Below are 13,531 nucleotides of genomic sequence, written 5' to 3' on the forward strand. Positions count from 1 at the left end.
ACGATTTGCGCGGTTTATACAGTAGCTCAAAGACATCACCAAATTAACTGCGCACTCTAAAAAACAAAACCCCGAACACAGTCGGGGTTTTGGATTAGCGAAGCGGCAAAGAGTTTCAGCCGTTCTGGCGAATACCTGCCACCAGCCAAGGCTGGTTGTCGCCAGGAGCGCGTTCCATGTTCCAGCTTTCGCTGAACACTTCACCCTGATCGAAGCGCGAGGTTTTCGATACGCCGGCAAATGTCAGCGTAGCGATGGTCCTATCGGCACGATCATCCAGGCCGTCCAGTTGCACGGTCAGGTTGTCGATGTAGGTCGACTGGAAGCCGTCGCCCAGATCCGCGCGTTCTTTCTTCAGGAACTGCAGCATTTGCGGGGTCACGAACTCGGCGATCTTGTCCATTTCGTTCGCATCCCAGTGCTGCTGCAGCGACTGGAAGTGCGTACGGGCAGCTTCAAGGAAGCGTTCTTCGTTGAACCAGGCCGGAGCATTGATCACTGGACGCGCTGCAGCGGCAGGCGAACCACCGAACATCGAGTTTTGTGGCTGCGCAGGCTGCTCGAAGGTTTCACGCTGGTAAGGAGCGCCAGCCGGAGCCATTTGCGGCTGCTGCTTGCGTCGACGTGCCGCGATGAAGCGGAAGATCACGAAGGCGATGACCGCCATGATCAGGATGTCGAAGAACTGCATGCCCTGGAAACCACCGCCCATGAACATGGAGGCCAGCAGGCCACCGGCAGCGATACCGGCCAATGGACCCAGCCACTTGGAAGCACCGCCTGCAGCAGGCGCAGGGCGGCCCGCGGCGTTAGGTGCAGCGGCAGGAGCGGATGGGGCTGTCTGACGCGCCTGGTGACTTGGCGCCGAGCCCATGCTCTTGCCGCCACCGAAACGCGCGGCGTTGGCATCAAGACTCATGGTGAGCCCGATGACCAGCGCCAAAGCGATGCTTAGAAAACGTTGCATATTGGGAATTCCCGTTTGTGGATTGCACGCGCGCCATATTGAACAGGACAAATGTGTCTGACCAGCGGCCATATGTTTCTGGCTTTTGCGTGGATGTTCAAAGCGCCTGTACTACTTGGGTTGTAGGCCGATGAAGAAAGTTCTGTAGGAAAGATGGGGGTGAGATGTGGGAATGCAACTGTGAAGGATCATGCATCACACAAATATCTTGTAGCAGTCCGGCTTGCCGGCGGCGACGAGCTCAAAATCGCTACCGCCGGCAAGCCGGACTGCTGCAGAGGGATCAAAACATTACCGACACCGGCTCAAACCGGCTCCAGCTTCGCGTAACCCAGCATCAGCCATTTGCTGCCTTCAGCGAAATTCACTTGAACTCGGGCCTGCGCGCCGGCACCTTCGAAGTTGAGAATCACGCCCTCGCCGAACACCGCGTGCTGCACTCGCTGGCCCAGGGAGAACTGGCTCTGCGGGATCCCTTCACCGTCGAACAGGCGGCTTGGCGCCATGGTCTTGGAACCACCGAAAGGACGCGTGACGCTGTTGGACAGGCGCACTTCCTGAATCAGGTTCGGTGGCACCTCGCGTACGAAGCGTGAGACCTTGTTGTAGGTCTCGCTGCCGTACAGCCGTCGGGTTTCGGCGTAGGTCAGTACCAGATGCTGCATGGCACGGGTGATACCGACGTATGCCAGACGGCGCTCCTCCTCCAGACGTCCCGGTTCTTCCAGGCTCATCTTGTGCGGGAACAGGCCTTCTTCCATTCCCACCAGGAACACATACGGGAATTCGAGGCCCTTGGCGCTGTGCAGTGTCATCAGCTGAATGCTGTCTTCGTGCTCGTCAGCCTGGGTGTCGCCAGCCTCAAGCGAGGCATGACCGAGGAAGGCGGCCAGCGGTGTGAGGTCCTGCTCATCTTCGCTCGCTTCGAAGGCGCGCGCAGCACTCACCAGCTCCTCAAGGTTTTCTACCCGGGCCTGGCCTTTCTCGCCTTTTTCTTCCTGATGGTAAGTGATCAGTCCGGACTGCTCGATGACGGTCTGGGTCATCAGATGCAGGGGCATCTCCATGACCTTGGCCGACAGGTTTTCGATCAGCTCGATAAAGGCACCCAGCGCGCCGGCCGCGCGACCGGTCAGGCCCTTGTTGGCAACCAGCAGGCGCATGGCCTCCCACATCGAGACATCAGAGTGGCGCGCGTGCTCGCGAATGGCCTCGACGGTTTTCTCGCCGATACCCCGCGGCGGCACGTTGATCACGCGCTCCAGCGCCGAGTCGTTGCCGCGACCTTCCAGCAGACGCAGGTACGCCATGGCGTTCTTGATCTCGGCGCGTTCGAAGAAGCGCTGACCGCCGTAGATGCGATACGGAATGCGCTCGCGCAACAAGGCTTCTTCGAGCACCCGCGACTGGGCGTTGGAGCGGTAGAGAATGGCGATATCGCTGCGCGACATGCCTGTCTTGATCGCGCTCTCGATGGTTTCCACCACATAGCGCGCTTCGTCGTGTTCGTTGAAGGCCGCATACAGGCTGATCAACTCGCCATCGCCGACGTCGGTCCACAGCTCTTTGCCCAGACGGCCGCTGTTGTTGACGATCAGGCCGTTGGCGGCTTTCAGGATGCTGGCCGTGGAGCGATAGTTCTGCTCCAGACGAATGGTTTCGGTGTCCGGGAAGTCATCGGAATACTGGTGGATGTTCTCGATCTTCGCGCCGCGCCAGCCGTAAATCGACTGATCGTCGTCGCCGACCACCATCAGGCTGTCCCCGCCCCGGGCAAGCAATTGCAGCCAGGCGTACTGCACGGCGTTGGTGTCCTGGAATTCGTCCACCAGGATGTGCCGGAAACGACGCTGATAATGTTCCAGCAAGCCTTTGTTGTCGCGCCACAGGTCCAGGGCGCGCAGCAGCAGTTCCGAGAAGTCGATGACGCTCGCTCGCTGGCAAGCCGCCTCATAGTTTTCGTAGATCGACTTCATGGTGCTCAGGAACAGGTCGCCGGACGCCTGGATGTGTTTGGGCCGCAGCCCTTCATCCTTCTGCCCATTGATGAACCACTGAGCCTGACGCGCAGGCCACTTTTGTTCGTCCAGGCCCATTTCTCGAATGACGCGTTTGACCAGGCGTTGCTGATCGTCGCTGTCGAGGATCTGGAATGTCTGGCTCAGCCCGGCTTCCTGCCAGTGCGCACGCAGCAGGCGGTGCGCCAGACCGTGGAAAGTGCCGACCCACATGCCCGCCGGGTTGATACCCATCAACTGCTCGATGCGATGACGCATCTCTGCAGCGGCCTTGTTGGTGAACGTCACCGACAGGATCGAATGCGGTGAGGCATTCTCGACCTGCATCAGCCAGGCGATACGATGCACAAGCACACGGGTTTTGCCGGAACCAGCGCCGGCCAGGACCAACTGACGACCCAGGGACGCGGCTACGGCCTGACGTTGGGCATCGTTGAGGGAATTAAGCAGAAGGGAGAGATCATCGCGCATCGGCGCATTCTAGGGTGCTGGGGTGGCGTGGGCAAACTCTAACGCTGGTCGGTCGTGAAATCGGTCATCCCGATGTCTGCTGGCACTTTTAGCAGTCCGGCTGGCCGGCGTTGACGAACTCAAAATCGCTACCGCCGGCCAGCCGGAAGGCTACAGGGTGGCGCTGGATCAGGCTATCCAGTGTCAGGCCACGACCGTCCATGCAATTTATTTTTCTGACTGTTTGGTCTGTCCGGTGGCTTGTGTATGCTCCGCTGACGTTCAAGGCTCACTAATTACAAGAACCGCCATGACCTCCAGCTCAGAAGCCCCGGCCGACTCTGTGGCGACACGCCGTGTCATTCACAAACAGTTCGCCACTCAGCTTGCCGTCGAGCGCACACGCCTTCTCTATCAGGGGTCGTTGCTGCCGACCCTGTTCATGTTCATCAATGGTTTGCTCTGCGCCTGGTTGCTCTGGAGCCCGGAGCGCTATGTGCTGGTCAGTGTCTGGCTCGGCTGGTTGTCGGCGCTGGTGTGCCTGCGCGTGCTGCAGGTGGCGGCGTTTCGAGCAGCTGCCCCGGAGCGTCAGGCGCAGCCGATCTGGAAGCGCATGTTTCTCGCCGGTGCCTGTGTCAGCGGCCTCACGTTGTCCAGCGCGGCTTTAGTGCTCGTGCCGGTCGAAAGCTTCGTTCAGCAGGCCTGGGTGTTTGGGTTGATCGGTGCTGCCACGCTGTCCGCCAGCGTGGCCTACGCCGCGAGTATTCCAGCGTTTCTGACGTTCGCCGTACCTTGCCTCTTGCCGCCGATCGTTTACCTGTTCTGGGGCGGCGACGTGCCGTTGCGGGGCTGGGGCTGGCTGGGCCTGATCCTGTTGCTGGCGCTGATCGTGGTGGCTGCGCAGGTCAACCGACTGATCCAGCGGGGCCTGACGAGGCGATTCCAGAATCTGGCGTTAATCGAGCATCTGCAACAGGCGCAGGCTCGGAGCGAAGAACTCAACCGCGAACTGGCTCGACAGTACGAAGAGCGCACCCGCTATTTATCGCATTACGACGAACTGACGGGCCTTGCCAATCGCTTGTTGTTCAACGAGCGGCTGCGTGAGGCCAATCAGCGTGTGCGTCAGGGCGGACGAAACCTGGCGCTGCTGCACATCAATCTGGATCGCTTCAAATTGCTCAACGACAGCCTCGGGCATGATGTTGCCGATCAGCTGTTGCGTCAGGTAGGACGCCGTTTGAGCGCCGAGCTGACGGATGCAGACACCGTTGCACGTCTGTCTGCCGACGAGTTTGCGGTGTTGTTCGACGGCTACGGCAACCTGACCACCCTGGCGCGGGTCACGACTCGCTTGTTGGCCAAGTTGCGCTCACCGTTGTGTGTTTCCGGACACGAACTGGTGGTCAGTGCCTCCGTCGGCATCGCCCTGTTGCCGGATTCGGCGCGAGACATCGCCGCTCTAGTCTCCCAGGCCAACATGGCGATGCAACACGCCAAGCATCTGGGCGGCAACAACTTCCAGTTCTACACCGAAAGCCTGCAGGCACGGACGCTCGAGCGCCTGCAACTGGAGATCCAGTTGCGCCGGGCAATCGAGGAAGGGCAGCTTGAAGTGTTCTACCAGCCGAAGCTGGAGCTGGCGAGCGGGCGTCTGAGTTCGGCCGAGGCACTGGTGCGCTGGCGGCATCCGACCCGGGGAATGGTGCCGCCGAGCGAATTCATCGGGCTGGCGGAAGAAACCGGACTGATCGCCGACATCGGCGAGTTCGTGTTGCGTCAGGCCTGTCGACAGGCTCGTGAATGGCAGCGCTGCGGGCTGCTGCCAATTCGTGTCTCGGTCAACCTGTCGGTGCATCAGTTGCGCCAAGGCAAACTGGTGAGCCTGGTGCGTCAGGTTCTGGATGAAACCGGCCTGATGCCTGAATACCTTGAGTTGGAACTGACCGAGAGCCAGTTGCTGGACAGCGTCGAACACATCATCAGCACATTCCAGCAACTGCGCGAGCTGGGTGTAAAGCTGGCCATCGACGATTTTGGTACCGGTTACTCATCGCTGAGTTACCTCAAGCGTTTTCCGGTGGATTACGTGAAGATCGATCAGGCGTTCATTCGTGGTCTGAACGAAGGCACCGAAGACGCCGCAATCACGCGCGCGATAATTGCGATGGCCCACAGCCTGGACCTGAAAGTGGTTGCCGAGGGCGTCGAGAACGCCGAGCAACTGAGTTTCCTCAGGGCGCATGATTGTGATGAGGTGCAGGGCTACTTGATCAGTCGGCCCGTTGAGGCCAGTGCGATGGGTGAGGTCCTGCGAAATTGAAGCTGTGGCCTGGAGTCACGCGTGAAAAGTCCTACACTGCACGGCGACCCCGTCGTCCAAAGCTGATCGATTGCCAAGAGCAGGATCGTTTCGCTGTGCGGTTTGCAGGTCATGTAGTATAACTACAAGAAAGCTACAGCCCGGCCCATCCTTCAATTGAGTCCTGTCCATTGAATCTGTTGCAGCACATCGCCCAGTCCCGCCATCTCTTGCGTAAGTCGGAGCTCAAGGTAGCAGACCATGTGCTGCTCGATCCGGCGGCCGTGATGCACAGTTCCATGGCCGATCTGGCCCACAGCGTCGGTATCAGCGAGCCCACCATCGTGCGCTTCTGCCGTGCCATTGGCTGCACCGGCTTTCAGGACCTGAAGCTCAAACTTGCGCAGAGCCTGGCAGCGGGCGCGAGTTTCGGCCAGTTCGCGATTCATGAAGACGATTCGGTCGCCGACTACAGCCTGAAAATCTTCGACACCACGCTGCACACGCTGATGGAAGTGCGCGAGAAGCTCGATCCTCATGCCCTACAGGCCGCTGTTACGGTCATGGCCGCGGCGCATCGTGTCGAGTTCTATGGCTTCGGCGCGTCGGGCGCGGTCGCTGCCGATGCCCAGCACAAGTTCTTCCGTCTGTTGCTGACCGCAGCTTCTTATTCCGACCCGCACATGCAGGCCATGTCGGCGGTGACGCTCAAGCCGACCGACGTTGCGGTGTGCATTTCGCAGTCCGGTCGTTCGAAGGATTTGCTGATCACTGCCAACCTTGTGCGTGAGAGTGGCGCGAATTTGATCACTCTGTGCCCGAGCCAGACGCCATTGGCCGAGCTTTCGACAGTCAATCTGGCAATCGATGTTCACGAAGACACCGAGATCTATACGCCGCTGACCTCGCGCATCGCGCATCTGGTGGTCATCGATGTGCTGGCGATGGGCGTAGCGATGGCGCGTGGTCCTAGCCTGGTCAACCACCTCAAGAGCGTGAAGCGCAGTTTGCGCAGCCTGCGTCTGTCGCCCAAGTCGATCAAGTCGGCTGAGGATTGAGCATTTCGCCCTCGCTGCTTTTTATTCAGCGGCCCGGCTTGCCGGGGGACGCGCACTCAGGTCCGTTACGGCCGACAAGCCGGACTGCTACAAGGAGTGAACGGCACCAGCTTTCACCAACTTGTAACCCTCGCGCCACCTGATCGTCATGCCTCGAGGCCACTCTGTACTCCCGCACACGCAATGGGAGACAGGATATGCCTCGGCACTACGATGACTCACTCCAGCACAGCACCGCCAAGACCCGCCGTCAGCAGGAAGATCAGCGCCGCATGGCGTTTCGGCGTGCGATCGAAACCTACTCTGAAGAACGCCGCCTGAATCAGGAGCTGTCTGACTACCTCGATGCTGCCTCGGCCAACTTCTGGCAGAGCGCTAGCATTTCGGAAGGTGCCCATCAAAGCGCGCGACCAACTCGCTGATCTGCGCTCGCTCGGTGCGAATGAATGCCAGGAAGGCGTGAGCTACCGGCGACAGACGCTTCTCCCGAGCCTGTACCACGCACCAGCTTCGATACAGCGGCAACTCGGCCACTGGCAGCTCTTTCAGCGTGCCGGTGGCCAGTTCCAGGCTCAGCGCGTGTCGCGTCAGCAGCGCGACACCCAGCCCGGCAACCACGCATTCACGTTGCGCCTCCGCTGAGGACACCTCCAGCGTGTGCTCGAAGTGGATGCGCTTCTCCTTGAAATATTCCTCACAGGCTTTGCGTGTGCCCGAGCCCGGTTCGCGGATGACCAGCGTCTGGCTTTCCAGATCCTTGAGCGCGGGATTTGGCAGTAGACACAACGGATGATCCGGTCGCGCCACCGCCACGATGGGGTTGTTCAGGAAGGGCAGAAACTCCAGGCCCATGTCCTGCGGCACCATCGACATCACCACCAGGTCGTCGCGGTTATCCGAAAGGCGACGAATCACTTGCGCCCGGTTAACTACCGTCAAATTGAGCATGACTTCGGGATATTGACGCTTGAATGCGGCAAACAGGTGGGGAACGAAATACTTCGCGCTGGATTCGATTGCCAGCTTCAATTGACCCTGCAACGAGCCCTGCATGTCCGACAGCTGCATGTCGAGATTTTCCAGTCGCCCGAAAATATCCCGACTGGCAAGTTGCAGAGCTTCTGCTGCCTCCGTGAGGTAAAGCTTTTTGCCCACGTATTCGAAGAGCGGCTGACCTATCAGCTCTTCGAGCTGACGAATTTGTAGGCTGACGGCCGGTTGCGTGAGCGACATTTCTTCAGCCGCACGGCTGTAGGAACGCAGGTCGCAGACTTCATTGAAAATCCGCAGCTGACGCAATGTCATACGCATCAATGACTTACGCAATTTTCAAACGCTCCGAAAATGGCTGAAAACGTGACTATAAGGTTTTACTTATGTTTAACCCAATTTTTACTCATTTTTGTTAATTACTGATTCGTCATAGGGTGACTCCATCGCCGCGACGCAACATGCAGTAACGGAATGTCGCTACGTACTGACCGGGTTTCCGGTCCGTCTGCTCATCGGTCGAGGAAATGCCAGTGATAACAAAAATCCTGATCGCCAACCGTGGAGAGATTGCTGTCCGTATCGTGCGCGCTTGCGCCGAAATGGGCATCCGCTCGGTTGCGATCTATTCCGACGCGGACCGCCACGCGCTCCATGTGAAGCGTGCGGATGAAGCCTATGGCATTGGTTCCGAACCGCTCGAGGGTTACCTGAACCCGCGCAAACTGGTGAACCTGGCCGTGGAGACCGGCTGCGACGCATTGCACCCCGGTTATGGCTTCCTCTCGGAAAACGCCGAACTCGCCGAGATCTGCGCTGAGCGTGGGATCAAATTCATCGGTCCGTCTGCTGAAGTGATCCGCCGGATGGGCGACAAGACCGAAGCTCGCCGCAGCATGATCAAGGCCGGTGTACCGGTTACGCCGGGTACCGAAGGCAACGTCGCCGATATCGCCGAAGCGCTGACCGAAGGCGATCGCATCGGCTACCCGGTGATGCTCAAGGCCACTTCCGGGGGCGGTGGTCGCGGCATTCGTCGCTGCAACAGCCGTGAAGAGCTGGAACAGGCATTCCCCCGCGTCATTTCCGAAGCGACCAAGGCGTTCGGCAAGGCCGAAGTGTTTCTCGAAAAATGCATCGTCAATCCCAAGCACATCGAGGCGCAGATCCTCGGTGACAGCTTTGGCAACGTCGTGCATCTGTTCGAGCGCGATTGTTCTATTCAGCGCCGCAACCAGAAGCTCATCGAAATCGCCCCGAGCCCTCAGCTGACGCCGGAGCAACGCGCCTACATCGGCGACCTGTCGGTGCGTGCGGCCAAGGCTGTGGGATACGAGAACGCCGGTACCGTGGAGTTCCTGCTCGCCGAGGGCGAGGTGTACTTCATGGAAATGAACACCCGCGTGCAGGTTGAGCACACGATTACCGAAGAAATCACCGGTATCGACATCGTTCGCGAGCAGATTCGTATCGCGTCCGGCCTGCCACTGTCAGTCAAACAGGAAGACATCATTCACCGTGGCTTTGCGTTGCAGTTCCGTATCAACGCCGAAGACCCGAAGAACAACTTCCTGCCCAGTTTCGGCAAGATCACCCGTTATTACGCGCCCGGCGGGCCCGGCGTGCGTACCGACACGGCGATCTACACCGGCTACACCATTCCGCCGTACTACGACTCGATGTGCCTGAAACTGATTGTCTGGGCACTGACCTGGGAAGAGGCGATGGACCGTGGCCTGCGTGCGCTGGACGACATGCGCCTGCAAGGTGTGAAGACCACCGCAGCCTATTACCAGGAAATCCTGCGCAATCCGGAATTCCGCAGCGGCCAGTTCAACACGAGCTTCGTTGAGAGCCACCCTGAACTGACCAACTACTCGATCAAGCGCAAACCCGAAGAGCTGGCTCTGGCCATCGCCGCCGCCATTGCCGCCCACGCAGGCCTGTGAGGAATACAACAATGTCCAAGAAGATTTTTGTAACTGACACCATCCTGCGCGACGCTCACCAATCGCTGCTGGCGACCCGCATGCGCACCGAGGACATGCTGCCGATCTGCGAAAAGCTCGACAAGGTCGGCTACTGGTCGTTGGAATGTTGGGGCGGCGCAACCTTCGACGCCTGCGTCCGGTTTTTGAAAGAAGACCCGTGGGAGCGCCTGCGTCAACTGCGCGCTGCCCTGCCTAACACGCGCCTGCAAATGCTGCTGCGCGGTCAGAACCTGTTGGGCTATCGCCATTACAGCGATGACGTGGTCAAGGCGTTCGTCGCCAAGGCGGCGGTCAACGGCATCGACGTGTTCCGTATCTTCGATGCCATGAACGACGTGCGTAACCTGCGCGTGGCCATTGAAGCCGTTAAAGCTTCCGGCAAACATGCCCAAGGCACCATCGCATACACCACAAGCCCGGTGCACACCATCGAGGCCTTTGTCGCTCAAGCCAAGCAGATGGAAGCCATGGGGTGCGATTCGGTCGCGATCAAGGACATGGCTGGTCTGCTGACGCCGTACGCCACTGGCGAACTGGTCAAGGCACTGAAATCCGAGCAGTCGTTGCCGGTTTTCATCCATTCCCACGACACTGCCGGTCTGGCTGCTATGTGTCAGATGAAGGCGATCGAGAACGGCGCCGATCACATCGATACCGCGATCTCCAGCTTCGCCTGGGGCACCAGCCATCCGGGCACTGAATCGATGGTCGCGGCGCTCAAGGGCAGCGAATTCGACACCGGTCTGGATCTGGAACTGCTGCAGGAAATCGGCCTGTATTTCTACGCTGTGCGTAAGAAGTACCACCAGTTCGAGAGCGAATTCACCGCGGTCGATACTCGCGTGCAGGTCAACCAGGTGCCGGGCGGCATGATTTCCAACCTCGCCAACCAGCTCAAAGAGCAGGGCGCGCTGAACCGCATGGGGGAAGTGCTGGCCGAGATCCCGCGCGTTCGCAAGGATCTGGGCTACCCGCCTCTGGTGACCCCGACATCGCAGATCGTCGGCACTCAGGCGTTCTTTAACGTGCTGGCGGGTGAGCGCTACAAGACCATCACCAACGAAGTGAAGCTGTACCTCACCGGCGGTTACGGAAAGGCGCCCGGCCAGGTCGACGAGAAACTGCGCCGTCAGGCCATCGGTAACGAAGAGCTGATCGACGTACGTCCAGCCGATTTGCTGAAGCCGGAGATGACCAAGCTGCGCGGTGAGATTGGCGCGTTGGCGAAATCCGAGGAAGACGTGCTGACTTACGCCATGTTCCCAGACATTGGCCGCAAATTCCTTGAAGAGCGCGCGGCAGGCACTTTGTCGCCGGAACCGCTGCTGCCGATTCCGGAGCCAGGCACCGTGGCCAAGGCGGGCGGTGAGGGCGTTCCAACCGAATTCGTCATCGATGTTCACGGCGAAAGCTACCGCGTTGACATCACCGGTGTCGGGGTCAAGGCGGAGGGCAAGCGTCACTTCTACCTGTCCATCGACGGCATGCCGGAAGAAGTGGTGTTCGAGCCGCTCAACGAATTCGTCGGGGGCGGGATTGGCAAGCGCGCTCAGGCCAGCAAACCAGGCCATGTCAGCACCACCATGCCAGGCAATATCGTCGATGTGCTGGTCAAGGAAGGCGATATGGTCAAAGCAGGTCAGGCCGTGCTGATCACCGAGGCGATGAAGATGGAAACCGAGGTTCAGGCCGCCGTTGCAGGCAAGGTTGTGGCGATCCACGTGGCCAAAGGCGATCGCGTGAACCCGGGCGAAATTCTGGTCGAGATCGAAGGCTGATCGCGACGTTTCAAAAATAAACAGCCTCCCGCGCACAGACGCGGGCATGGCTGATGGTTACCTCTGGGGGAGCTCTCGTGGCTCCTCTTTTTTTGTCTGCGATTCAGTGATGCGCAGCGATGCCCGGATCCAGACTGGCACCGACCATCAAACTGTCGCGATCCGGATTTGTTCCAGCGTCTTGAGCTGTTTCCCGTCAGCGAAGTTATCCGCAGCGAGCCAAGCCGCAAAAGCCTTTTCCCGCTGCGGCCACTCGCTGTCCAGAATCGAGAACCAGGCAGTGTTGCGGTTTTTGCCCTTTACCACCATGTGTTGGCGGAAGGTGCCTTCGAAGCTGAAGCCGAACCGCTCTGCTGCACGCATGGAACGCGCGTTGTCGGCGTTGCACTTCCATTCCAAGCGACGATTGCCCAGCGCGAACGACTCCTTGGCGAGCAAGTACACCGCTTCGGTGCTTTTAGGGGTCCGTTGCATCGAGGCGCCAAAGGTTACGTGACCGATTTCTATGCGGCCCTGACTCGGGACGATGGACATCAGGCTGAGAAAACCGTCCAGCACACCGGTTTCCTGATCGATCACGGTGTAGAACCATGGGTCGGTTGACGTTTCGAGGCCGGCGAGATAGTCACCGAAGGCGCTACGCTCGTTGAATGGGCCCACCGCGAGGTAGTCCCAGAGTTTAGGGTCAGCAGTGGGGCCCTGCAGCGCGGTCCACAGACCCTCGGCATGCCGGGCCGCGGCGAGCTTTTCCAGGCGAATGAAGCGTCCATTCAAGATTCGTGTGTCCGGCAGCTTTGCCGATTGCCAGTGTTCAAGGTTCGACATGTTCGGATTCCAGTCTTAAAGCGGTTTGCGGAATTGGATGAAGCCCGGGCGTTCAGCGATGCGCTCGTACAGTTGAATGGCCGTGGCGTTGGTCTCGTGAGTCAGCCAGTGAACCTTGTCAGCGCCGCCTTGCTTGGCGGCGACGTACACATGCTCGATCAGTTTGCGGCCCACGCCGGTGCCGCGTTGATCGGGGACCACGAGCAAGTCCTGAAGGTAGCAGGAATAATTGATGCTCCAGTTCGAGCGATGAAAGATGAAATGCACCATCCCGACTGCTTTGCCATCTTCCCAGGCGAGTGCAGCGTTGGTGGGTTCGGTGCTGTCGAGAAAGCGCTTCCAGGTGCTTTCGGTCACGGCGTCGGGCAACTCGGTCTTGTAGAAGGTCAGGTAAGCCTTCCACAGCGGCAGCCATGCTGCGTGGTCTTCAGCGGCGACCGGGCGGATTTGTATCTCAGACACGGGTTTCTCCTTGGCTCATCAAGCGAGCAATTTCCTGATCGGTTGGGTTCTGGCTGGCCGCCAGGCCTTTGCTCACGCCGGTGATGTCTTCGGCGCTGCGGTTCTGGTTGAGTTTGCGCTTGCCTTCCAGGCGTTCGATGGGAATGGCAAACCCGACGATGCCGTTGAGCATCTTCTGAATGTAGTCATCCGGGGCATCGCTGACGGCCCAAGGGGCTGGGCGGCGAGCCTCATGCTTGTCGGTCAGATCGCTGACCACTCGCAGGAGGCGCTGGGGATCGGTAAAGACTTGCGCGCGGCCGTAGACGTGGACCGCCAGGTAGTTCCAGGTCGGAACCACTTTGCCGTGCTCGGCCTTGGCGGCATAAAAGGAGGGGCTGATGTAGGCGTCCGGTCCCTGGAAAATCACCAGCGCTTCCCTGGCCCCCAGCGTCTTCCACTGAGGGTTGGCCTTGGCCAAGTGTCCGTAAAGCGTGCCGTTCGGCCCTTCATCGGGGTTCAGCAGCAGCGGCACGTGGCTGGCCAGCAACCCGCTTTCGTCAAATGTGACCAGGGTTGCCAGGCGGGTGCCATCGATTTGCCGGTGCAGGCTGGCGATATCCTCATCTTTGAAATAGCTGGGTGTGTACATGAGATTTTCCTTGGCGACTGGGTCAATCCTAGGCAGCCTATTGGTCTGTTGTAAGAACC

The 13,531-nt window shown here is 59.5% G+C and carries 11 protein-coding genes; 5 read left to right on the forward strand and 6 right to left on the reverse strand.

Annotated elements, in window-relative coordinates; translation table 11 throughout:
- Positions 1-115: 115 nt before the first annotated feature.
- Both BWR59_RS05645 and uvrD read right to left on the reverse strand, forming a co-directional pair.
- Positions 116-967 carry a Tim44 domain-containing protein gene (locus tag BWR59_RS05645; protein ID WP_081564664.1) on the reverse strand — a complete coding sequence of 284 codons (852 nt, stop codon included), beginning with the start codon at positions 965-967 and terminating at the stop codon, positions 116-118.
- Between the two features lie 305 nt (positions 968-1,272).
- Entirely contained in the window at positions 1,273-3,456 is a 2,184-nt protein-coding gene (uvrD, locus tag BWR59_RS05650; protein ID WP_081564665.1) for a DNA helicase II, read from the reverse strand.
- A 289-nt stretch (positions 3,457-3,745) separates the two neighbouring features.
- Here uvrD and BWR59_RS05655 point away from each other — a divergent pair, with 289 nt between their 5' ends.
- From BWR59_RS05655 to BWR59_RS05665, 3 genes are all read left to right on the forward strand, one after another.
- Positions 3,746-5,758 (forward strand): EAL domain-containing protein, encoded by a 2,013-nt coding sequence (locus BWR59_RS05655; RefSeq protein WP_081564666.1) that lies wholly within the window; start codon positions 3,746-3,748, stop codon positions 5,756-5,758.
- A 170-nt stretch (positions 5,759-5,928) separates the two neighbouring features.
- Positions 5,929-6,795, forward strand: a complete 867-nt coding sequence (gene hexR, locus BWR59_RS05660; protein ID WP_074754821.1) for a transcriptional regulator HexR — start codon at positions 5,929-5,931, stop codon at positions 6,793-6,795.
- 197 nt (positions 6,796-6,992) lie between these two features.
- Positions 6,993-7,217, forward strand: a complete 225-nt coding sequence (locus tag BWR59_RS05665) for a hypothetical protein (RefSeq protein ID WP_081564667.1) — start codon at positions 6,993-6,995, stop codon at positions 7,215-7,217.
- Here BWR59_RS05665 and BWR59_RS05670 read toward each other — a convergent pair.
- Positions 7,171-8,121 (reverse strand): LysR family transcriptional regulator, encoded by a 951-nt coding sequence (locus BWR59_RS05670; protein WP_081564668.1) that lies wholly within the window; start codon positions 8,119-8,121, stop codon positions 7,171-7,173. The genes BWR59_RS05665 and BWR59_RS05670 overlap by 47 nt on opposite strands.
- 197 nt (positions 8,122-8,318) lie before the next feature.
- Between BWR59_RS05670 and BWR59_RS05675 the strand changes: the two genes are divergently transcribed.
- Together BWR59_RS05675 and oadA are read left to right on the forward strand one after the other, a co-directional pair.
- On the forward strand, positions 8,319-9,734 hold the full coding sequence (locus BWR59_RS05675) for an acetyl-CoA carboxylase biotin carboxylase subunit (protein ID WP_081564669.1): 1,416 nt from the start codon (positions 8,319-8,321) through the stop codon (positions 9,732-9,734).
- 11 nt (positions 9,735-9,745) lie between these two features.
- A complete protein-coding gene (gene oadA, locus BWR59_RS05680; protein ID WP_081564670.1) occupies positions 9,746-11,554 on the forward strand; it encodes a sodium-extruding oxaloacetate decarboxylase subunit alpha in 1,809 nt (602 codons plus the stop codon).
- A gap of 147 nt (positions 11,555-11,701) precedes the next feature.
- On the opposite strand, the gene BWR59_RS05685 is transcribed toward oadA, so the two are convergent.
- The 3 genes from BWR59_RS05685 to BWR59_RS05695 are packed head-to-tail and all read right to left on the reverse strand — an operon-like array spanning position 11,702 to position 13,472.
- Positions 11,702-12,379, reverse strand: coding sequence for a GNAT family protein (locus tag BWR59_RS05685; RefSeq protein WP_081564671.1), 678 nt, complete (start codon positions 12,377-12,379; stop codon positions 11,702-11,704).
- A gap of 15 nt (positions 12,380-12,394) precedes the next feature.
- Positions 12,395-12,841 carry a GNAT family N-acetyltransferase gene (locus BWR59_RS05690; protein ID WP_081564672.1) on the reverse strand — a complete coding sequence of 149 codons (447 nt, stop codon included), beginning with the start codon at positions 12,839-12,841 and terminating at the stop codon, positions 12,395-12,397.
- Entirely contained in the window at positions 12,834-13,472 is a 639-nt protein-coding gene (locus tag BWR59_RS05695) for an FMN-binding negative transcriptional regulator (RefSeq protein WP_081564673.1), read from the reverse strand. Before BWR59_RS05695 ends, BWR59_RS05690 begins: the two co-directional genes overlap by 8 nt.
- Positions 13,473-13,531: the final 59 nt, after the last annotated feature.

The sequence above is a fragment of the Pseudomonas sp. Bc-h genome, assembly GCF_002080045.1.
In the GTDB taxonomy this organism is placed as follows: domain Bacteria; phylum Pseudomonadota; class Gammaproteobacteria; order Pseudomonadales; family Pseudomonadaceae; genus Aquipseudomonas.

Bases quoted from the DNA above. Each gene is read 5' to 3' on its own strand.
- BWR59_RS05685 (WP_081564671.1), bottom strand. From the start codon at position 12,379: ATGTCGAACCTTGAACACTGGCAATCGGCAAAGCTGCCGGACACACGA.
- uvrD (WP_081564665.1), bottom strand. From the start codon at position 3,456: ATGCGCGATGATCTCTCCCTTCTGCTTAATTCCCTCAACGATGCCCAA.
- oadA (WP_081564670.1), top strand. From the start codon at position 9,746: ATGTCCAAGAAGATTTTTGTAACTGACACCATCCTGCGCGACGCTCAC.
- BWR59_RS05645 (WP_081564664.1), bottom strand. From the start codon at position 967: ATGCAACGTTTTCTAAGCATCGCTTTGGCGCTGGTCATCGGGCTCACC.
- BWR59_RS05655 (WP_081564666.1), top strand. From the start codon at position 3,746: ATGACCTCCAGCTCAGAAGCCCCGGCCGACTCTGTGGCGACACGCCGT.
- BWR59_RS05695 (WP_081564673.1), bottom strand. From the start codon at position 13,472: ATGTACACACCCAGCTATTTCAAAGATGAGGATATCGCCAGCCTGCAC.
- BWR59_RS05665 (WP_081564667.1), top strand. From the start codon at position 6,993: ATGCCTCGGCACTACGATGACTCACTCCAGCACAGCACCGCCAAGACC.